The organism is Stenotrophomonas sp. BIO128-Bstrain, assembly GCF_030128875.1.
Taxonomy (GTDB): Bacteria; Pseudomonadota; Gammaproteobacteria; order Xanthomonadales; family Xanthomonadaceae; genus Stenotrophomonas; species Stenotrophomonas bentonitica_A.
Genome location: NZ_CP124620.1, coordinates 1,061,784 through 1,082,331 on the forward strand (window position 1 = coordinate 1,061,784; position 20,548 = coordinate 1,082,331).

Here is a 20,548-nt window from a genome sequence, read left to right on the forward strand (position 1 = left end):
GAATCCAGAGTGACGGGCAAGAAAGCAGCAACCCTCAATCAGCGCATCCGCGCCGATCTGGAAAGCCGCATCCTCAGTGGACAGTGGGAGCCTGGCTTCCGCATCCCTTACGAACACGAGCTGATGGAGCAGTACGGCTGCTCGCGGATGACCGTGAACAAGGTGCTGACCGCGCTGGCCGAGAGCGGCATGATCGAGCGCCGCCGCCGTGCGGGCTCGTTCGTCGCCCGGCAGCCGCCGCACCTGGAACAGGTGGCGCTGGAGATCCCCGATATCGCGATGGCGGTGGAAGCGCGCGGGCATGTGTATGGCTACCAGCTGCTGGAGCGCGCCTACCGTCGCCCACGCGAGCAGGTCGCGGAGGAAACCGCCCTGGCCGGCGGCGAAAAACTGCTGGCGATCCGCTGCCTGCACCTGGCCGATGGCCGGCCGCTGGCACTGGAGCATCGCCTGATCAGTCCGGTCGGCGTGCCGGAGGTGCTGGAGGTGGATTTCGAGACGACGGCGCCCGGCAGCTGGCTGCTGCAGAACGTGTCGTGGACGCGCGCCCAGCACCGGATCAGCGCGTGGGGCGCCGATGACGCGGCCGCTACGCTGTTGCAGGTCAAACCCGGCACGGCATGCCTGGTCATCGACCGCCTCACCTGGCGCGGCGAGCAGCCGATCACCTGCGTGCGGCAGATGTTCCTGGGCGATGCCTACGACCTCGTCGCCCGGTTCTCGCCGGGCGCGCGCTGACTGTTACAGCGTGGTGCATTGCCGCCAGCGGACCGGCTCATCCACGCCGGGGCGCGGGTTGAGCTGGATGCGCACGGTGCGCAGCGCCGGGTAGCGGGTCACTTCCTCGCAGATCAGCGGCCAGATGGCATCGATCTCGCCGGTGCGGTTGATCGCCAGCGTCTGCCGCGTCAGCCAGATGCCGCTGGCCACGCCGGGGCGGGTGGCCACGTTGCGTGACAGTTCGTGCTGATAGCGGTCCAGCGTGGCGTTGTCGGGGTTGGCCTCCATCGCAGCGGGGGCCGCGTCAGTCGCCGGGGCTGGAGGGCCCTCGCGCGCTGCCGCGGATGGTGCCGGTGCGGCGGTGGGGGCGGTGTCGGCCGGCACCGGGGCCGCTGTGGCGGGCGTCGTGGCGGCAGGTTCGGTCGTGGCGGACTCGTCGTCGGCCCATTGCCTTTCCAGTCCCGCGGTCAGCGAGCCCAGCCCGACCATCAAGCCCAGAGTCGCCGCGCCCAGCGCCGCGATCGAAATCCGGCGAATCGCCTCGCGACGCGCACCGGCCTGTACGCGGGACTCCATGTCGCCGGGCAGATACGGCTGCAGCAGCGGCCACAGCAGCGGGCCGTCCAGAACCTCGACATTCTGCTTTTCAGCGGCGATGCGGCCATCGCGCTCGACCTTGCCTTCGGTGATCAGGATCCCGCCGCGGGCACCGGCCAGGCGCGCGGCGGCGCCCAGCTCATTCACCGCCGCCGTGCCGATCCGGTAAGCGCGCCCGTGCTTGCAGGAGAGCAGCCAGCGCTGCGGGCCGTCGTGCATGAGGAAATCGCTGCGGGGTTGGCGGCTGTCCACGGCCTCATCGGGCACGTCCTGCAGGCCACGCTGCTCGTGCATCGCACGCCGGACGATCAGGGAAAATTCCCGCCAGTGCATGCCGGCCAGGGCATTCAGGCCAAGCTGGGTCTCCTTGCGCTTCCGTTTGATCAGCCAGAAGTAGGCCGTGGCCAGAAACCAGGCGATGAGGGCCAACAGCAGGGCCAGAATCCAGGAGAGCATGCAGGGGGATATGAACAGGGAAGTGCGATAGACAGTTTATATGCGCCTTTGCACGTCAGCGGCGCGTCGTTGCCGCACGCATGGGCATCGGGCGATCACGTCGGTGACGGCCGTCTCACTTTGTGGCGGTGTGGCGATCGAGCGCCCACAAAAAACCCGCCAATCCAAAGCCGTGAGGGGAGGGAACAAACGGCGGTGGAAGCGATTGGCGGGTCGATTTCGATTGTCAACAAAGTCGTGCTGCTTTGCAACAAACGAGGTCGGATCAGTTCAGTCAGGCGTCGGAGGTCGGCGACTGGTGCGTCCCCGGCGACGGATCGGCCGACGGGGAGGCATTGCGGGCCTCGGCGCGGTTGACCCGGGTGTTGAGCGCATCGATCCGGGCATTGAGCGCGGCCACGTCCTCGGCGGTCGGGATGTGCAGGCGCTTGAGCACGCCCTGGACCCGGTCATCGAAGGCCTTCTCGACCTTGTCCCAGGTGCCGCTGGCCTTTTCACGGGCCTCGCCGAGGTGTTCCTCGACATTGTCGCGCCAGCGCGGCGTATCGCCGGCCTGCTCACGGTTGCGGGCCTCGATGTTCTCGCCTTCCTTGACCAGGTTGTCGAAGACCCGGCTGCCTTCGGCCTGTGCGCGCCCGAAGGCGCCAAGCCCCGCCAGCCAGATCTGCTGGGCCGAATCGGTCAGCTTGCGCGAGAAGCGCTCGGCCTGATCCTGCAGCGAGGGCTTCTCGCCGGGGATGCGATCGTCGAAGTCGTTGGGTGAATTCATGGGGCGATCCCTGTGGGTGGACACCCTTGGATCGTATGCATCGCCGGCTTCAAGCGATGTGATGGCCGGCGCCTGTGCAGCGCCGGGCCGGGTGTCGGTTCAGCCGAGCTTTTCCTGCAGCACGCGCTGGATCTCGCTTTCCACCATGCTTTTCATGGCCGAGAGCAGGAAGCCGAGCTTGGCGGTGACCTGCACCTGGCCGGGCTGCAGCGCGATCGCGCCATCCACGCCGGAGCCGCTGAAGTTCAGCACGTCGCCCACCCAGCTGGACTGCAGGCCGAAACGCTCGGACAGTTTGGCGGCGACTTCTTCGATGGCCTTGCGCGCGTTTTCGGCGGGCAGGGAGTGGGCGTGACGGATATCGATGGTGGACATACAGTCTCCTGGCGGACAACGGCGCGGATTCGGGCGTGCATTGTGCGCATCCTCAGGCACAACTCCAAGGTCTGCGTCACACTTCTTCTTCCCTGACATTCAACCTGCTAGGCTGCGCCGCGTGCAGAACCTGCTAGTCCACTTTACTCAACGCCAACACCCCGACCAGCCGCTGCGGCCCGGGGTGCAGCGCATCGTGCGTCATGCTTCGGGCACTGTCCGGCTTGGCGATGACACTCCCGGCACCTTGTTGCTGGCCCAGTTCTGCCTGGACGACCGCGGCTTGTGGCTGCAGGTCGCCAGCGGCATCCGCGGCATCCACGTCAACGGCCGCCCGGTGCGGCGGATGGCGCTGCTGCGCGCGGGCGACGCCGTTTACGCCGATGGGGTAGAGATGGTGGTGCAGGGCGACTGCGAGGCCGTTGCGCACGCACCGCCGCGCAGCGATGACGGTGGCGATGACCAGCGTCTGTTGCGTGGCGTCGGCGGCCAGCACCACGGGCGCAGCTTCACCCTGGATCGCCCGCGCGTGATCGGGCGCGGGCCGGAGGCGGACATCGTCATCGACGACCCCGCCTTCGCCGAGCAGCACGCCCGCCTTGAGCAGCACGGCGAGCGCCTGTTGCTGCGCGACCTGGGCGCCGGTGAGTCGACCCGGGTCAATGGCGTCACCGTTCGCCACTGCTGGCTGCAGCCCGGTGACCAGCTGGTCTTCGATGCCCAGCACCGCTTCGTGCTCGAGGTGCCGCATGACGGCCGCAAGCGCATCGTGGTCGAGGAAGAAGACGACGGCTTCGAAGCGCGCCAGCGCCCGGAACCGGTGGCCGTGCCCAAGCGGGTGAGCCGCTGGCCGTGGCTGCTGGTCAGTGCGCTGCTGCTCGCGGCAGCGATCAGCGGCCTGCTCTGGTTCGGGGCGAGGTAGTGCCGGCCGCTGGCCGGCAACCAGGCACACCTGGCGTGGGCCATTAGATTCGTTTGCAACCAAATTCGCCTTGTCCTGCAAGGCCTAAAGGCTGGTGCACTGCGGCATACTAGGGGTCTTGCCCCATAGGTGTGACATGACGCGCGCGTTCAATTTCAGTGCCGGCCCTGCAACCCTGCCGGAATCGGTCCTGCGCCAGGCGCAGGAAGAGATGTTGGAGTGGAACGGCGCGGGCGCCTCCATTGTCGAAATGAGTCACCGCGGCCCGGAGTTCATGGCCGTCGCCGCCCAGGCCGAGGCCGATCTGCGCCGCCTGATCGGCATTCCGGACGACTACGCGGTGATGTTCCTGGCCGGCGGCGCGACCACCCAGCAGGCCCTGCTCGCGCTCAACTTCGCCCAGCCCGGCCAGACCGTGGATTACGTGCTCACCGGGCACTGGGGCAAGACCGCGATCAAGCAGGTCAGCCCGTATGTTTCGGTCAACGTGGCTGCCAGCAGCGAGGCCAACGGCTTCCACGACATCCCGGCACGCGCCAGCTGGCAGCTCTCCGACGATGCCGCGTACGTGCACATCACCGCCAACGAAACCATCCACGGCGTCGAGTTCCGTGACACCCCCGACGTGGGCACGGTGCCGCTGTTCGCCGATTTCAGCTCGTCGATCGCCAGCGAACCGCTGGATGTCAGCCGGTACGGCCTGATCTACGCCGGGGCGCAGAAGAATCTCGGCCCGGTCGGCGTATCGGTCGTGATCGTGCGCCGCGACCTGCTCGAGCGCAGCGGCCAGCCGCGCGCGGACATTTTCGATTACCGCTCGCATGTCGCCCGCGATTCCATGCTCAACACCCCGCCGACCTGGAACTGGTACCTGGCCGGCCTGGTGTTCCAGTGGATGCTGGCCGAAGGTGGCGTGGAAGAATTCGCGCGTCGCAACGCGGTCAAGTCGGGCCTGGTGTACGAGGCGATCGACCAGTCCGGCGGCTTCTACCGCAACAACGTGGTGCCGGCCGCGCGCTCGCGCATGAACATCCCGTTTTTCCTGCCCGACGACACGCTCAATGCCCGTTTCGTCAGTGAATCCAAAGCCGCCGGCCTGCTGGCGCTGAAGGGGCACAAGGCGGTCGGCGGCATCCGTGCCTCGCTGTACAACGCCATGCCGGTGGAGGGCGCGCAGGCGCTGGCCGCCTTCATGCGCGATTTCCAGCAGCGCAACGGCTGACGCATTCGTTTTTCCCGGGGCGCCTGCCGCCCCACCGCAATTGGAACCCAGATGGCCACCAAACCCGCCAAGCCCAAGGCCGCCAAGCCGGCGCCGACCACGCCCAAGGCTGCTGCCCCCGCGAAGAAGGCCAAGGCCGCCAAGCGTGATACCGCGCCGGCCGTTGCCGCGCCCGTGCTGTCGGACGTGCGCGCCAAGATCGACCATATCGACCGCAGCATCCAGGCACTGATCGCCGAGCGCGCCAACTTCGCCCACCAGGTCGGCAAGGCCAAGGGCAAGCTCGCCGCCGCCGTGGATTACTACCGCCCCGAGCGCGAAGCCCAGGTACTGCGCATGGTGGTGGACCGCAACGAGGGCCCGCTCAGCGATGAAGTGCTGGTGCATGTTTACCGCGAAATCATGTCGGCCTGCCTGGCCCAGCAGGAGCCGCTGAAGATCGGCTACCTCGGTCCGGAAGGCACCTTCAGCCAGCAGGCGGTGCTCAAGCATTTCGGCCGCTCGGCGCTGGGCCTGCCGCTGGCCAGCATCGAGGAAGTCTTCCAGGAAGTGGAAGCGGGCAATGCCGATTTCGGCGTGGTGCCGGTGGAAAACTCCGGGCAGGGCACGATCCAGATCACGCTGGACATGTTCCTGACCTCCAACCTGAAGATCTGTGGCGAAGTGGAACTGCGCGTGCAGCAGTACCTGATGTCGCGCAGCGGCCGGCTGGAAGATGTCGAGCGCGTCTACGGCCACCCGCAGTCGTTCATGCAGACCTCCTCGTGGCTGCGCGCCAACCTGCCCAAGGCCGAGAAGATCCCGGTATCCAGCAATGCCGAAGGTGCGCGCCGCGCCCGCAATGCCGATGACGCCGCGGCGATCGGCGGCGAGAGTGCCGGGCATGTGTACGGCCTGAAGAAGGTGGTGACCAAGCCGATCCAGAACGATGCGGACAACACCACGCGCTTCCTGGTGATCGGCCGCAACATCTTCCCGACCTCCGGCCACGACCGCACCTCGGTGCTGGTGTTCATCCACGACAAGCCCGGCGCGCTGTTCGATGTGCTCAGCCCGTTCGCGCGGCATGGCATCAGCATGAACCGGATCGAGTCGCGTCCCTCGCACAACGCCAAGTGGGAGTACGGCTTCTTCATCGACCTGGCTGGCCACGTTGACGACGAGGCGATGCAGGCGGCCCTGGCCGAACTGAAAGCCCACTCGGCGCAGATCAAGATCCTCGGCTCCTATCCGGTTGCCGTGCCCTGATCCGAACGGCGTAGCCGCGCTGCGCGCTACGCCCGGCCCGGCGCCCGCATGGGCACTGCGGCCCTTCCGCACACCGTTGCATCGCCGCTGCGGCGGCCCCGCCCCATAGGATTTCCGATGACCGCATCTCCGTACTGGATCGCCCACAAGGGCCAGCCCCTGCAGGGCAGCCTGACCATTCCCGGCGACAAGTCCGTCTCGCACCGTTCGGTGATGTTCGCCGCGCTGGCCGATGGCGTGTCGCGCATCGATGGCTTCCTGGAAGGCGAAGACACCCGCGCCACGGCCGCGATCTTTTCGCAGATGGGCGTGCGCATCGACACCCCGTCGCCGTCGCAGCGCATCGTGCATGGCGTGGGGGTGGATGGCCTGCAGGCGCCGAGCGCCCCGCTGGATTGCGGCAACGCCGGCACCGGCATGCGTCTGCTGGCCGGGCTGCTGGCCGCGCAGCCGTTCGATTCGGTGATGGTCGGCGATGAATCGCTGTCGCGCCGCCCGATGCGCCGCGTGACCGGCCCGCTGGGCGAGATGGGCGCGAAGATCGAGACCGAGGCCAATGGCACGCCGCCACTGCGCGTGCAGGGCGGGCAGACGCTGCGCGGTATCGCGTTCGCCTCGCCGGTCGCCAGTGCGCAGGTCAAATCCGCCGTGCTGCTGGCCGGGCTGTATGCCGAGGGCGAAACCTCGGTCATCGAGCCGCACCCGACCCGCGACTACAGCGAACGCATGCTGCGCGCGTTCGGCGTGGATATCGAGTTCTCGCCGGGCAAGGCCCGCCTGCGCGGTGGCCAGCGCCTGCGCCCGACCGATATCGTGGTGCCGGCCGATTTCTCCTCGGCGGCGTTCTTCCTCGTGGCCGCCAGCGTCATCCCGGGCTCCGAACTGCGCCTGCGCGCGGTCGGCCTCAACCCGCGCCGCACCGGTCTGCTGGCCGCGCTGCGCCTGATGGGCGCGGACATCACCGAAGAGAACCACGCCGAGCAGGGTGGGGAAGCGGTGGCCGATCTGGTGGTGCGTTACGCGCCCCTGCACGGCGCCGAGATTCCCGAAGCGCTGGTGCCGGACATGATCGATGAGTTCCCGGCGTTGTTCGTCGCCGCGGCCGCCGCGCAGGGCAACACCGTGGTGCGTGGCGCGGCCGAGCTGCGGGTCAAGGAATCGGACCGCCTGGCCGCGATGGCGACCGGCCTGCGCACGCTGGGCGTGCAGGTGGACGAGACTGAGGACGGCGCGACGATCCATGGCGGCGCGGCGCTGGGCAGCGGCACCATCGAAAGCCATGGCGATCACCGCATCGCGATGGCCTTCGCCATTGCCGGCCAGCTCAGCACGGGCGAGGTGCGGGTCAATGACATCGCCAACGTAGCGACCTCGTTCCCGGATTTCGATGGTCTGGCGACCGGCGCAGGTTTCGGGCTTCGCGCCGGCTGAGATAATGCCGGGTTCTGCCGCTGCTGCGTCCAGACGTCGGGTATGCGTGGTTGCCGGGCAGCACCCGGCACTACCTTGACCTGGCATCGTCGCGGTACTTCACGGAACAAAAAAAGGGAGGCCATTGGCCTCCCTTTTCGTTTCCGCCTCAGTGCATCAGGTTAGCGCTCGGTGCGGAAATCCACCGGAACGCGCACCACGCTGGCGACGGCGCGGCCGTTATGCATGGCCGGCTCGAACTTCCAGTCGCGCACGGTGGTCAGCACCGCACGGTCCAGATCGCGATCACGCGTACCACTGCGCTGCACGATGTTGGCGTCGGTCACCTGGCCGCGGGTATCCACGTTGAGGCTGGCCACAACACTCCCCTGCACGCCGCTGCGCAGCGCCGTACGCGGATAGGCCGGCTTGGCATTGCTCGCCAGCGGGCGGGCCTCACGATTGCGCACGGCCGGGGTCACCTTGCGCTGCTCGGTAGCCGGAGCCGCTTGGCGCGCCGCCGGGGCCGGCGTCGTCGCTACCGGTGCGGTCTCGGTGGCGGGCAGCATGCGCTGGCCGACCGGCGCGTCGTTGGTATCGCCCGGGGTGGCATATCGCAGCCACACCAGCGCAGCGGCGAACATCGCCACGATCAACGCCACCCACAACCAGGGTGACGTACGGCGATTGTGGGGCTCATCGATCACGTCGCGCTGATGCTGCGGCGAGCGGGGCATGTCCGGGGCATGGGTAACACTCATGGCTGACTCCTGGTGTCGATGTGACACCCGCAGTCTTGCGCGTACCCGGTTGCGGATGTGTCAGCGCACCGTCAACGCCGCGACTGCATTGCCATCAAGGTTCAGTTTGCTGAGCCGTTGCAAAATCACCGCGTGATGCGGTGATGAATCACTGCGGAGTGAAGTCGAACGGTACTTCCAGGCTTCCAGGCACCGGCACACCATTGCTCTGCGCCGGCTGGAAGCGCCAGCGGCGCACTGCATCGGAGGCGGCGCGATCAAGGTCGCGTGAACCGCTGCGCTGGATCAAGGTCACGGCCGAGGGATAGCCGGTGGCATCCACATCCACACGGACCACAACCGTGCCGCGGTCACCCCGGCGCAGTGCGGCTGGCGGGTAGCTGGGCGGCGGCGACTGGTCGGCAATCGGCTGCGGGCGGTCGCTCGGTGCCATCGCCACAGGCGCAGCGGGCGCGGCAGGTGCGGCGGGCGCAGCCGGCGGCGGCGGCGGGGCGGTCTCCACCAGCTGCGGCTTTTCTTCATTGGCCGGCGGCGCCTTGGCGTCGGGCATGTCGCTGGAGCCGGCCGCAGCGGCCAGTGGCTCGGGCAGGGGCTCGACCTCGGCCACCTGGGCAGGGGTCTGCGCGGCGGGGTCGGCCTTGTAGAAGCCGTCCTTGCGGCTGCTCAGCCACACCACCAGGAACAGCAGCACGCCCGCACCGAAGGCGATCGCGGCGATCTTGAGGCTGCGGCGGGGCAGCTGGAAAGTGATGTTCTTGCCAGAAGTCGAGCGGGAAGCAGACATGGGGCATACCGTATGGATCACCGCGATTCTGCCACGCCCGGGATGAACCGGCGGCAGAAAAACGCATAACAGGCGATAATCCCCCTCCGAATCCGTAGACCCCTCTGCCGCCATGCTCGATCCAGCCCTGCTCCGCCAACAGCCCGCCGACCTTGCCGAACGCCTGCGCTCCTCGCGCGGTTTCGAGCTGGATGTCTCCGGGCTGGAGTCGCTGGAAGCCGATCGCAAGCGGATCCAGGTGCGTACCCAGGAGCTGCAGAGCCTGCGCAACAGCCGTTCCAAGGCCATCGGCCAGGCCAAGGCCAAGGGCGAAGACGTCTCGGCGATCATGGCCGAGGTGGCCGCGTTCGCCGATGAACTGAAAGCCTCGGAACTGGCCCTGGATGTGCTGCGCGAGAAGATCGAAGCCATCGCGCTGGGCATCCCGAACCTGCCGGCCGAGGATGTGCCGGCGGGCAAGGATGAATCGGAGAATGTCGAGCAGAAGCGCTGGGGTACTCCGCGCGCGTTCGATTTCCCGGTGCTTGATCATGTCGAGCTGGGCGCCCGCAACCGCAGGCTGGATGGCGAGACCGCGGCCAAATTGTCCGGCTCGCGCTTCACCGTGCTGCGTGGCCCGATCGCGCGCCTGCACCGCGCCCTGGCGCAGTTCATGCTCGACCTGCATACCGGTGAGCACGGCTATGAAGAGACCAACGTCCCGACCCTGGTCAACGCCGAGTCGCTGCGTGGGACCAGCCAGCTGCCGAAGTTCGAGGACGACCTGTTCAAGACTGCCGTAGGCGAGTCCACCCGCTACCTGATCCCGACCTCGGAAGTGCCGCTGACCAACATCGTGCGCGATGAAATCATCGACGCCGAGCAGCTGCCGCTGCGCATGACCGCCCATTCGCTGTGCTTCCGCGCCGAAGCCGGCAGCGGCGGCCGCGACGTGCGCGGCATGATCCGCCAGCACCAGTTCGAGAAGGTGGAACTGGTCGCCGCCTGTACCCCGGCGCAGAGCGATGAAGAGCACCAGCGCATGACCCGCTGTGCCGAAGTCGTGCTGGAAAAGCTGGGCCTGCCTTACCGCAAGGTGCTGCTGTGCACCGGCGACATGGGCTTTGCCGCCATCAAGACCTACGACCTGGAAGTGTGGCTGCCCTCGCAGGACACCTACCGCGAAATCTCTTCGTGCTCCAACTGTGGTGATTTCCAGGCGCGACGCATGCAGGCCCGCTGGCGCAACCCGGAAACCAGCAAGCCCGAACTGCTGCACACGCTCAACGGTTCGGGCGTGGCGGTCGGCCGCGCGATGATCGCGGTGATGGAGAACTACCAGAACGCCGACGGCAGCATCACCGTGCCGGACGTGCTCAAGCCCTACATGGGCGGGCTGGATGTCATCGGCTGATCCAGCGCCGTGACGCATGGAAAAAACCCGCCGCAAGGCGGGTTTTTTGTTGGTGCTTCGGTAGAGCCACCCCATGGGTGGCTTCCGTACTGGTCATGCATCACCTGCAGCCACCCATGGGGTGGCTCTACCCGTCCGTCATCGGCGCCAGCACGCCCAACGGCACCCAGCCGGACGTGGTGCCGCCAACCAGCTCGCACCACACCCAGCTGTTGAGCTCGCGCTCACCGCGCACGTGTTGACCCACATCCACGTCCAGTTCGCGCGCGCAGTAAGCCTCGGCCGCCACCGCATCGCCCTGCGCGTTGCGGCCGATCACCTGCGCCGGTACCCAGCCGGCGGCCTGTCCCGGCGTCTGGCACAGATACCAGTTGTCCCAGCCTTCGGGCCCCTGGTAGCGCTCACCGACCTGCAGCGGATCGCCGGGCTGCAGGGTGATCGGGTGGGGGAACTCGCTGCGGTGGGTCTGGATGACGCGGTAATCCATGCGGAATCAGCCATGTGTAAAGAGCCCCCAGCTTAGCGGCCATTGCCGCGACGCTGCAGCGTTGATTGCGTCAGCAATGCGGCTTCAAGTGAGGAAGAGAAGCAGGTCAGAAAACGCCGCGATGAAATGTAGGGGAGGTTGGTAGCCGAGTGGGTGGCACTCGGCGTGGAGGGCCGCAGAGACGGCAGGCACGGGGCTTCGCGGATGAGCATCCGGTAGGCGACCCATACGGCCCGCACGTGGTGGTGTGATCGATGCCCATTTTCTCCGGCACACAGCGAACAGGCTGGGCACCGACATCTACTTCCACAGGACGCCCCGTGAACACAGCGGCCGCACCCCTCCCATCCTCCAATCCCGCCGGCATCGCTGCATGGCTGATGCTGGGCATTGCCTGGCTGTGCTTCCTGATCCCGTTCCCGGGTCTCGGGATGTTCCTCGGCTGGCCGCTCAATATGGTCGCCTTCATCCTGGCCGTCGTGGCGGTGGCCAAGGGCGGCGCCGGCAAAGGCATCGCCCAGCTCCTGCTGTCCCTCGTCGCCTCCCCGCTGGTCTACCTCGTGGGCGTCGTGGTGTTCGCCGGCACCGTCAGCGCGATCGGTCAGCCGGCCCTCGATGCCCAGGCCAACGCGGGCAAGGGCCGCCAGCAGGACATCACCATCGCGCCTGTCGCGCCTGTCGAAATCACGGCACGCCAGCTCCATCGGGACTACGAGGCCAATGAGGTCGCCGCCGACGTCCTCTACAAAGGCAAGCGGCTGCTGATCACCGGCGAAGTTGCCAGCATCCAGACGGATCTGATGGATAAGCCGCAGGTGCAGCTGAAGGCCGGAAGCGTCGACCAGGTGATGATCTCCGGTCTCTCCAGGGAAGAGGCCGGCGCGCTCGGCAAAGGCGACACTGTGCTCGCGGCCTGCACGGGCAACGGCATGATCCTGGGATCACCGATGACGCGCGACTGCGAACTGCAGTAAGGCCGAGCCGCGTCCAAAAAAGATGGCCCCGGGAGGGGCCATCTCTGCCACACCCACACCGTCACGACGAGGGGGAGGGAACGGCGTGGGTCCTGCGCGGCTCAGGCTGCGGCGAGTTCTTCCGGCTGCGGCAGCGCGGCCAGGGCCTGGGCAATCGCATCGGTGCGGTGCTGCGGCGAGTAGGCGATGCCCTCGGCCCGCACGAACTCAACGTTGTCGATGCCGAAGAAGGCGAAGACCTGGCGCAGGTAGGGGTCCTGGAAGTCGGTCGGGGCACCGGTGTGCAGGCCGCCGCGGCTGCTGGCCACGATCACGCGCTTGCCGCCGGCCAGGCCCACCGGGCCATTCTCGGTGTACTTGAAGGTGCGCCCAGCCACGGCCAGGCGGTCGATCCACGCCTTGAGGGTGGAGGCGACGCTGAAGTTGTACATTGGGGAGCCGATGACCACCACGTCGGCGGCCAGGAACTGCGCCAGCACCTGCTCGGCGTCAGCCACTTCGGCCGGATCGGACTGGGCCAGGGACGAGCTGCGCAGGTGCGGGACCGGCTGAGCATCGAGGTCGCGGTAGCTCACGTCCAGACCCGGCACCTGGTCGCGCCACTGCTGGACCACGGCGGCGGAGAGCTGGCGGGAAACCGAGTTGTCGCCAAGTACGCTGGCGTCGATGTGAAGAAGCTTCATGGCAATCACCTGTTATCTGGGGAGGGGCGGGGCAAGGCGCCGCCGACGGAGATCAGGTTAGGTTGTTGCCTGTTTGGAATAAAGGTGGTTGAATACCACGTATTGTTCTATATCTGGAACTTCGGTATGCAAGACCTCAACGACCTCTACTACTTCGCCATGGTGGTGGATCATGGTGGCTTCGCCGCAGCAGAACGCGCGCTCGGCATCCCCAAATCCCGCCTGAGTCGCCGTATCAGCCAGCTGGAAACTGATCTGGGCGTCCGCCTGCTGCAGCGCTCCACGCGCCGCTTCGCGGTGACCGACGTCGGCACCAGCGTGCATCGCCACGCGCAGACCATGCTCGCCGAGGCCCAGGCTGCGCGAGAGGTGGTGGACCGCCTCAGCGCCGAGCCGCGCGGCCTGGTGCGCGCCAGCGTGCCGGTCTCGCTCGCGCAGATGCAGCTGCCCAAGCTGCTGCCGATCTTCCTGGCGCAGTACCCCAAAGTGCGGCTGCAGCTGAACATCAGCAACCGCCGCGTGGACATCATCAACGAAGGCTACGACGTCGCCCTGCGCGTGCGCTCGCGCCTGGATGACGATGGCAGCCTGGTGATGCGCAGCTTCGGCCAGGTCCAGGAACTGCTGGTCGCCAGCCCCAAGTACCTGGATCGCGCCGGCCGCCCGAAAGACCCGGACGAGCTGACCAACCACGTCACCCTGAGCATCAGCGAAGACGAAGCCCGCCAACGCTGGGAACTGCACGGCCCGGAAGGCGCGGTCCGCCGCGTGGACCTGCAGCCGCGCGTGGCTGGTTTCGATTTCCCGCTGCTGCAGAGCATGGTCAAGGACGGTTTTGGCATCACCATGCTGCCGGAAACCGTCTGCGCCGACGCCGTGCGCAACGGCGAACTGGAAGTGGTGCTGCCGGACTGGTCGCTGCCGCAGGGTATCTGCCATGCCGTCTTCGCCTCCCGCCGCGGCCTGCTGCCGGCGGTGCGCGTGTTCATCGACTTCCTGGCCGAGCACCTGCCGCCGCAGCTGGAGGCTTCGCGCCTGGATTGCGGTGGCGCGTGCGAGCGGGCCAAGGAGAAGATCAAGGCGAGTGCGCTGGGTGCCCTGGCGGTGGATGCGGGCTGAGCCCGACAGCCGGCGGGTGGGCAAATCCCACCTGAAATGCGAGAATGCGACCCCCGGCCCATGCCGGGGAGCCATGCCGGACGGGGCGCTGCCCTGGCCGGTTGCTTGGGTTGCAATGACCTGGGCACGCGGGGCGCGGAAGCGCTGCCGATACGGAGAGATGGCCGAGCGGTTTAAGGCACCGGTCTTGAAAACCGGCGAAGGGTCATTCCTTCCGTGGGTTCGAATCCCACTCTCTCCGCCAGACGTATGAACTAAGCTCCTGTTTTTTAGGGGCTTTTTTCATTTCTGGCCTCGCTGGTGTGCCATCTGGTATGCCACGGCAGGCTGGCTTGCTTTGGATGCTAAAGGACGGCCACGGATATCTAGTCTGAGTAAGGAAGGTCCTGTGCCGACACTTGGGCAGCCCTCCTAATTTGGGTGTGCTGGAGCATGGCCGCTTGTCTGCGGTGACCCGGACCTCTTTGAGTTTGTGTCGACTGCTGGGTTTCCCTTATCGGGTCGCTTTCCATCCCTGTAGAGTGCCGGCGGTACTCTCTACAGCTCGGTGGGCTACCAAGGATGCAGATGTCGAAGATCGAGGCGATGACAAGGGGCTAGAGTCTGGTGGTTGCTAGACCCGCCGAACCGGTAGAGGTGGTTGGCGTGATTCCAAGGGGCCAGGCGCCATCCTTGGTCGATCGCTCTTCGGCAGGTGTCGTTGCCGAACGCATGTTGCTTAGAGAGGACTACTTGTCCTTCGCAGAGCCACAGCCAGCCGCCTGCGGTCCTTCGAGGCTGACGGGCACGGTGGCAGAGTCCAACAGCCCTGACGCTATGAGGGACCTAGATGTTCCATTCAGCACGCTGCCCAATTGGCTGACGGTGCCAAGTCTGGCCAGCCTCGGCGTTCGCCCCGGCGCCGGCTACAAACGAGCTGGGGAGTGAAATGAGCCGGCTTCACAAGGATTGAACAAGATTTCAAACACATACTACCCCCTCGAAGCTGGTAGGAACTGGCTTCGGGCATGACGCTGCCGCAGGAGCCTATTTTCAGGAGCGGAGAAGGATGAGGAGCAGGGTAGAGTTGGTCCACTGCATTATGGCGGTGGCCACCGCTGTTCTGGCGGGGATCATTAAGAGCACGGCTAGCGCGGTTTGCAGCAGATGTTCCTGCATGGTCGAGCCGTTCGACTGATTTCCAATCAACTTGGTACCTCCCATAAGGCCCGAGCATTGCTCGGGCCTTATGCGTTTGTGCCGCCAATGAACGAGGAGCACGAGATGCATTTGGTTGAAACGATGGCGTACGCCGGCGAGAGGCCGTGGCATGGCTTGGGGAGCCGGCTGGCACCGCAGCAGCCCATTGATACCTGGAAGTGCCAAGCCGGCATGGACTGGAAGATCGAGGAGGCGGAAGTGCGCTATGTCGCTGGCAACGATGCCACTGGCGCTATCCATTCGTACCCTGAGCAGAAGGTGCTGTACCGCTCCGACACCCGCAAGCCGCTGTCGGTGGTCTCCAAGCGCTTCCAAGTGGTGCAGCCGGGCCAAATCCTGGAGTTTTACAGGGATCTGACTGCCAACGCCGGGTTCGAGCTTGAGAGCGCCGGGGTGCTGCGCGAGGGCCGCAAGTTCTGGGCGCTGGCCCGCACCGGCCAGAGCACGACGCTGAAGGGCCGCGACAAGGTGGATGGCTACCTGCTGCTGGCCACGGCCTGTGACGGCACACTGGCGACCACGGCGCAGTTCACCTCGGTCCGGGTGGTCTGCAACAACACCCTGTCCATCGCGCTGGGCAATGCTAGCGGGGCCATCAAGGTGCCACACCGTAGCCACTTCGACCCGGATGCGGTGAAGCGTCAGCTGGGCGTCACCGTTTCATCGTGGGACGGTTTCGTGGCCCGGGTGAAGGCGTTGGTGGAACGTCCAGTGGATCCGGACTCGGCGGATGGGCTGCTGCGTAGGGTGCTGACCTACAGTCGGCTGGACGGAAAGGCTACGGTGGTAAACGAACAGGCGATGGCCAGCGTACGCTCGCTTTACGAGGGCGGCGGTCGTGGCGCTCTGATGGCCTCCAGCCGCGGTACGGCCTGGGGCCTGCTTAACAGCGTGACCGAGTTCATCGACCACCATCGCCGCGCGCGGACGGAAGACCATCGTCGGGAAGCGGCTTGGTTCGGACCGGGGGCCCAGATCAAACAGCGGGCTTGGGACGAAGTGATGAAGCTGGTGGCCTGATGCAGGCCCGGTCACCCTCTCATGCAACTACTGGTACCCGGGCGGCACCTTGCGTTGGGGCTGTCCGGGCACGTGAGGACCGGACCATCGGCCGGGCGCTACGGATCCTCAAGCAGAGAGTCCGTGGACCGGGACCATTCCTGAGCGAGGTGGCCACTTGCGGTGCGTTCTTCCGACTGCGGTTAGGCAGCGAGGAGCGGGAGCATTTCGAATCCGCCTTCTTTAACACCCGGAACCAGCTCATCGCAGTGGAGCGACTGTTCTCCGGCAGGGTGAATGGGGCGGAAGTTCATCCATGCGTCGTGGTTCGACGGGCTCTAGCGTTGAACGCTTCGGCCGTCTTGCTGGCCCACCATCATCCCAGTGGCAACACCGAATCCCCTGCAGCGGACCGTGCGCTCGCGGTGCGACTGAAGGCGGCTTTGACTCTTATGGATATCCGGTCGTTCGACCATTTCGTGGTCAGCCGCCGAATCGGTATCGATGCGGATAGTGGATGGGTTTAACTGGTCGAAACGATGGATGAGCATAGCGCCCGGCCCACACGGGCCGGGCAGATCGCCGTGGACGCATCGCACCGTACGTGCGGATCAGTCTCTGTCGGTCTGCGCTCTTAGTCCTTTGGCTTGTCGCCCCTGCGCCAATTGCAGCAGTTCCACCACCTTAGCAAGCAGGGCAGGGTCCTCGACCAGTGCGGGGATCAGCGAGGCCAAGGCATCCCGCTGGGTGTCGTCGGCGTGGGCCAAAGCAAGGATCGCATCGGCCATCGCCGCATCGTCGGCCAATAGGTAGGCCGCGGGCACGTCCAACAGCTGCGCCAGCAGGCCCAGGTTGTCGAAGCCGATCGCGGTGACTTGGTGCTCGTAGCGGTTGATCCGCGAGGAGCCCTTTTCCTTACCCAAGCCCATGCGATCCCCTAGCGCGCGCTGACTCAGACCACGCAGTTGCCGCGCCTGGAGCAGGCGGGCGGCGAACAAGGCGCGTGGCGAGGAATCGGGCACAGGGCAACCGAAAGGCGGGGGTGGCCCGAATCATGACGAAACCTCTATTGGTGTGGCAGACTCTATTTGCCAGATAGAGGGTACGTAAATCAACTGCCGATGTCTCGCTTGGGCGGCGCATCGATATCAACGAAACCTGCGAACAAAAAGGAGATTCATGAAAGGCATCAATCGATGGACTGCCCTAGGGGTGGCGTTGTTTCTATCTGCATGCAGCAAGCCAGTTCTGGATTGGCGCAATGCCGACCTGAGCAACGGGACGATCTACGAAGCTGGCTCTAACGAGCCGTTCGATGGCTTGGTGACGAATGTGCCCCACGGCAAATTGGAGCAACAACTTGGGGCACTCACAACAGTGCTAGGCAACCTCAATACCTTTCAGCCGGCAAGCATATCGACACTATTGAGTGGTATGCAGTATCTGTGCGACGTCGACGTCAAGGAAGGGCTTCTCGCGGACCACTTCGTGTGCCGATACCGCGATTCACAGGCCGTGGCCTACGAGGGGCAGCTCAGTGGTGGGGGACTGGAAGGGGAGACTGTTTTCCACAATGCAGCTGGTGCCAAGGTGGTTGTCCTGCCGATGGCGAAGGGCAAGGTGAGTGGTCGGGTCAGGATCTACTTCGTGGAGAACCCAGAGCAACTTTCCCTCGAGGCGGATGTCGTGGACAACGTCTTCAATGGCGAGCTAATTGGCTACCATCTGAACGGGCAGATCAGGTCGAAGGGGCAGTACGCCAACAGCATTCCGATCGGCGTCTGGGAGGGCCGTCGGAAGGAAGACGGCACGCTCTCCGAGCGCATCACGTACGAAGGTGGAAAGGTTGTTTCGCACTCCTTCTACGAACCGGATGGCAAGAAGTACATGAGTGAACAGCAGATGTGGGACCTCCACCGTTCCATCGCCTCAAACGATGACTTCGTGCTGACGCCGGAGCAGGGCGCACTGCTCGCTGCGGCTGAAGCACGCTATGGCGCAGTCCGCCTGCTTTCGCCTTCACAGCGGGAGGCTAAAAGGCAGGCAGAGGAAGCCCAGAGGCGTGCCGACAAGATCGCCAGGGGCCTTGATCCGGATTGCTTTGTGTGTGACGGATCGGGCAAGCCACAACAGTAGCGGAGCCAATTCCTCCCAGCCATATTGGGACATTGAAAAGGAGAACGCATGAAGAGGTTGAACGCCACGGGGTTGCTTCTGGTGGTTGGTCTGGCCCTAGCAGGCTGCAAGCAAGAGCCGACACTGACGCAGGCTGGGGAAATCAATCTTGCCGGGTGTCATGCGCCGGCAGGCATCACGCAGGAGGAGGCCGAGAAGGTAGAGTGCGGAACGCCGGAAGTCACTGACTCTCCCGAAGCATTTGCGAATTTGGTCAGGTCGGAACCTATGTCTGAATCGGCGATGGTCAGTGCTTCCGCGTTGGCATTTGATGCGGCTACTCGGATGGCCGCAACATCGGATGCCGAAGTGATCAATACTGCTATCTCTGCACGAGCCGCGCAGGATGGGGGAAGCGAGTACGCCGACGCGCGCAAATCGGTTAAGGGTGATCTAGACGGCGATGGTGCAGCGGATGTGGCCGTCCTGTATTCGTTGGAAGGCGCTGGCGGTGGTAATGACTCGGTAGGCTATCTGGCCGCCTTCGTGCGTACGGGCGGGCAGTTGAAGCTGGCTGATACCGCCACGCTTTCCGGTAGCGCCCAGAGCCTCTCACTGAAGGACAGCACGGCACATCTCAAGCTGCTTTCGTTGGGTCCGGACGATTCGGCGTGCTGCCCATCAATAGAAGACGACGTCGTGTATGTCCTCCATGGGAATAAGTGGCTGCAGGTGCAAGCGCAGCCCTGACCCGTTCTGGCGTCTGATGCCAGGGCCGCCTCGTGCGGCCCTTTTTCATGGGAGTGACTGATGCGCGCATCCGCGGACAAGCGGGATCGGAAAGGCGGGCCGTCCACTTGTAGATAAGAGCCACGATCACACACGCGGCGGATCGCTGACGGTGGCCTGCAATGAACTGGTCAACATGAAGATCGGGGAGGGCGCTTAGGCGTCCTCCCCATGCGGCTGGATCCTTTTTTCTCTTCGGGACAAGTTTCCAGCCTCGCGGCGCCATTGCGGGAATGCCGGTCATTCGGGGAGGATAGGGGGCGATATCCAATCGATCTTGCAATGAGGTGCTTTGGTGAAAAAAGCAAGCAGGGAAGGCCGCATGCGGCAATTTAGAGGCGAAGTCCGGAATGAGTGGCAGGCACTTCTGCCAGTCGGGGAGGATCCAATTTCCTACTTGCTGAAAAAGGACATCCCTCTCTATCTCGAGGTGGACCAGATGCGTCACTTGGTGCACCGGACTTCCAAAGTGGAATTCCCCCCAATGGACGAGGGCCAGAAGAAGCTATTAGAGGAAATCTCATGGGAATCGGCGTCGTCCGAAGACTTGGACGCAATTCAACTGCAAGCCAGTAACTTGACGGACGGCATCGCCTTTCTGCGATTGGACACGGCATCGATCGAAAAATTGGGGCATGCGGAAGTTTGCACGTCGCCAAATTTTATGGGCTGGGGTTTGGCTCCGGCGCGGACGTATCGCGTGACCGGGCAGGATCTCAGAGGTCGACCAGTCAGGAAAGAGGAGAAAATAGAAGCCGTCCGCGACCTGGTGAAGGTTGAGCTTGAGTGCGCGGCCATCGTGGACAAAGAGGAGTGGGAAAAGGCTAATCGTCGCGGCGAGCCTGGTATACGTGCCGATGATCATAGATTCCGTGCCAGTGTTACTGTTAGCGTATCGGAACTATTTCTGGATGTGTTAGACATCGAGAAATTGAAGCAGGAGAAAATTGATCTGCTAGGTCTCGTGGCTTATCCGTTTGAGCATCAAGAGCGTGCTCCAGGCATCTACTGGATGTTCCAGGCGGCATACAGGCTCAACGGGCTACAGGCGATCGTTGGTGGTAATACGGGGGTTGGGCCCTGGCTGAAGCAACATGCGGCCAAGGCCTTCAGGTACAGGGCCGACCGAACAGCAGAGAAGTTCGTGTGGATGACAGTTGGCCGGGATCAGGGTGGTGGCAAGCGTGGCGAATTCAAGATTGGACAGATAGACGAGCTGCACGGCGGTGGCGCATATTCAAGGTACAAGTTCGACTTCACGAGCGACGGTCTTGCCCTGATCCTGGCGATTGCCGATTTTTGGTTTGAACTCAAAGATCGGGAACTGAGCGTATCGAGAGTTGTTTTAGCGGAGAAGCTCATGGCGCACGGCTTCGGTGGAATGGAAGTCGGTGACTTGGTGTATCTGATTGACGGGGAGCGCCTCGACAAGGATGACGTTTCAGGGCTAGAGGAAAGCGTAAGGAAACGTGGGGGGAAATTGCGTGCTGTACGTGAGAAATTTGGGATAAAGGAGCTGGAGTAG

General features: G+C 64.8%; 21 protein-coding genes and 1 tRNA gene. 14 read left to right on the forward strand and 8 right to left on the reverse strand.

Annotated elements, in window-relative coordinates:
- Window positions 1-9: 9 nt before the first annotated feature.
- Window positions 10-738, forward strand: a complete 729-nt coding sequence (gene hutC / locus POS15_RS04745) for a histidine utilization repressor (protein ID WP_019184312.1) — start codon at window positions 10-12, stop codon at window positions 736-738.
- 3 nt (window positions 739-741) lie between these two features.
- On the opposite strand, the gene POS15_RS04750 is transcribed toward hutC, so the two are convergent.
- The 3 genes from POS15_RS04750 to POS15_RS04760 form a co-directional block, all read right to left on the reverse strand.
- Complete coding sequence (locus POS15_RS04750) at window positions 742-1,773, reverse strand: restriction endonuclease (protein WP_046273355.1); 1,032 nt, start codon at window positions 1,771-1,773, stop codon at window positions 742-744.
- Window positions 1,774-2,047: 274 nt separating this feature from the next.
- A complete protein-coding gene (locus POS15_RS04755) occupies window positions 2,048-2,542 on the reverse strand; it encodes a phasin family protein (RefSeq protein WP_266085716.1) in 495 nt (164 codons plus the stop codon).
- 99 nt (window positions 2,543-2,641) lie between these two features.
- Window positions 2,642-2,917, reverse strand: a complete 276-nt coding sequence (locus POS15_RS04760) for a polyhydroxyalkanoic acid system family protein (protein ID WP_019184309.1) — start codon at window positions 2,915-2,917, stop codon at window positions 2,642-2,644.
- A 121-nt stretch (window positions 2,918-3,038) separates the two neighbouring features.
- On the opposite strand from POS15_RS04760, the gene POS15_RS04765 reads away from it, so the two are divergent.
- The 4 genes from POS15_RS04765 to aroA all read left to right on the forward strand — a co-directional run bounded on the left by POS15_RS04765 (window position 3,039) and on the right by aroA (window position 7,740).
- A complete protein-coding gene (locus POS15_RS04765) occupies window positions 3,039-3,839 on the forward strand; it encodes an FHA domain-containing protein (protein ID WP_070425432.1) in 801 nt (266 codons plus the stop codon).
- A gap of 136 nt (window positions 3,840-3,975) precedes the next feature.
- The gene (serC, locus tag POS15_RS04770) at window positions 3,976-5,061 is read left to right on the forward strand and encodes a 3-phosphoserine/phosphohydroxythreonine transaminase (RefSeq protein ID WP_019184307.1); all 1,086 of its coding nucleotides are present in this window, start codon (window positions 3,976-3,978) and stop codon (window positions 5,059-5,061) included.
- 51 nt (window positions 5,062-5,112) lie between these two features.
- Window positions 5,113-6,309, forward strand: a complete 1,197-nt coding sequence (gene pheA, locus POS15_RS04775) for a prephenate dehydratase (protein ID WP_266085721.1) — start codon at window positions 5,113-5,115, stop codon at window positions 6,307-6,309.
- A gap of 117 nt (window positions 6,310-6,426) precedes the next feature.
- Entirely contained in the window at window positions 6,427-7,740 is a 1,314-nt protein-coding gene (aroA, locus tag POS15_RS04780) for a 3-phosphoshikimate 1-carboxyvinyltransferase (RefSeq protein WP_284129088.1), read from the forward strand.
- Between the two features lie 161 nt (window positions 7,741-7,901).
- On the opposite strand, the gene POS15_RS04785 is transcribed toward aroA, so the two are convergent.
- Both POS15_RS04785 and POS15_RS04790 read right to left on the reverse strand, forming a co-directional pair.
- Window positions 7,902-8,480, reverse strand: a complete 579-nt coding sequence (locus POS15_RS04785) for an energy transducer TonB (RefSeq protein WP_046273363.1) — start codon at window positions 8,478-8,480, stop codon at window positions 7,902-7,904.
- A gap of 148 nt (window positions 8,481-8,628) precedes the next feature.
- Window positions 8,629-9,264, reverse strand: coding sequence for an energy transducer TonB (locus tag POS15_RS04790; protein WP_019184303.1), 636 nt, complete (start codon window positions 9,262-9,264; stop codon window positions 8,629-8,631).
- Window positions 9,265-9,376: 112 nt separating this feature from the next.
- On the opposite strand from POS15_RS04790, the gene serS reads away from it, so the two are divergent.
- Window positions 9,377-10,657 (forward strand): serine--tRNA ligase, encoded by a 1,281-nt coding sequence (gene serS, locus POS15_RS04795; protein WP_284129089.1) that lies wholly within the window; start codon window positions 9,377-9,379, stop codon window positions 10,655-10,657.
- Window positions 10,658-10,784: 127 nt separating this feature from the next.
- On the opposite strand, the gene POS15_RS04800 is transcribed toward serS, so the two are convergent.
- A complete protein-coding gene (locus POS15_RS04800; protein WP_046273367.1) occupies window positions 10,785-11,144 on the reverse strand; it encodes an SH3 domain-containing protein in 360 nt (119 codons plus the stop codon).
- Window positions 11,145-11,464: 320 nt separating this feature from the next.
- Between POS15_RS04800 and POS15_RS04805 the strand changes: the two genes are divergently transcribed.
- Window positions 11,465-12,118, forward strand: a complete 654-nt coding sequence (locus POS15_RS04805; RefSeq protein ID WP_284129090.1) for a hypothetical protein — start codon at window positions 11,465-11,467, stop codon at window positions 12,116-12,118.
- A 101-nt stretch (window positions 12,119-12,219) separates the two neighbouring features.
- On the opposite strand, the gene POS15_RS04810 is transcribed toward POS15_RS04805, so the two are convergent.
- Window positions 12,220-12,801: an NAD(P)H-dependent oxidoreductase gene (locus POS15_RS04810; RefSeq protein ID WP_019184299.1), complete on the reverse strand. Its 582-nt coding sequence runs from the start codon at window positions 12,799-12,801 to the stop codon at window positions 12,220-12,222.
- Between the two features lie 126 nt (window positions 12,802-12,927).
- Here POS15_RS04810 and POS15_RS04815 point away from each other — a divergent pair, with 126 nt between their 5' ends.
- The 4 genes from POS15_RS04815 (at window position 12,928) to POS15_RS04830 (ending at window position 16,646) form a co-directional block, all read left to right on the forward strand.
- Complete coding sequence (locus POS15_RS04815) at window positions 12,928-13,920, forward strand: LysR substrate-binding domain-containing protein (RefSeq protein ID WP_019184298.1); 993 nt, start codon at window positions 12,928-12,930, stop codon at window positions 13,918-13,920.
- A 154-nt stretch (window positions 13,921-14,074) separates the two neighbouring features.
- Window positions 14,075-14,164: transfer RNA gene (locus POS15_RS04820), tRNA-Ser, on the forward strand.
- Window positions 14,165-15,183: 1,019 nt separating this feature from the next.
- On the forward strand, window positions 15,184-16,140 hold the full coding sequence (locus POS15_RS04825) for a DUF932 domain-containing protein (RefSeq protein WP_284129091.1): 957 nt from the start codon (window positions 15,184-15,186) through the stop codon (window positions 16,138-16,140).
- Entirely contained in the window at window positions 16,140-16,646 is a 507-nt protein-coding gene (locus tag POS15_RS04830) for a JAB domain-containing protein (protein ID WP_284129620.1), read from the forward strand. The genes POS15_RS04825 and POS15_RS04830 overlap by 1 nt, the downstream gene beginning before the upstream one ends.
- An 84-nt stretch (window positions 16,647-16,730) precedes the next feature.
- On the opposite strand, the gene POS15_RS04835 is transcribed toward POS15_RS04830, so the two are convergent.
- The gene (locus POS15_RS04835; RefSeq protein WP_284129621.1) at window positions 16,731-17,117 is read right to left on the reverse strand and encodes a helix-turn-helix transcriptional regulator; all 387 of its coding nucleotides are present in this window, start codon (window positions 17,115-17,117) and stop codon (window positions 16,731-16,733) included.
- Between the two features lie 181 nt (window positions 17,118-17,298).
- Between POS15_RS04835 and POS15_RS04840 the strand changes: the two genes are divergently transcribed.
- From POS15_RS04840 to POS15_RS04850, 3 genes are all read left to right on the forward strand, one after another.
- On the forward strand, window positions 17,299-18,255 hold the full coding sequence (locus POS15_RS04840) for a hypothetical protein (RefSeq protein WP_284129092.1): 957 nt from the start codon (window positions 17,299-17,301) through the stop codon (window positions 18,253-18,255).
- A gap of 48 nt (window positions 18,256-18,303) precedes the next feature.
- Window positions 18,304-18,984 carry a hypothetical protein gene (locus tag POS15_RS04845; protein ID WP_284129093.1) on the forward strand — a complete coding sequence of 227 codons (681 nt, stop codon included), beginning with the start codon at window positions 18,304-18,306 and terminating at the stop codon, window positions 18,982-18,984.
- A gap of 334 nt (window positions 18,985-19,318) precedes the next feature.
- Window positions 19,319-20,548, forward strand: a complete 1,230-nt coding sequence (locus tag POS15_RS04850; protein ID WP_284129094.1) for a hypothetical protein — start codon at window positions 19,319-19,321, stop codon at window positions 20,546-20,548.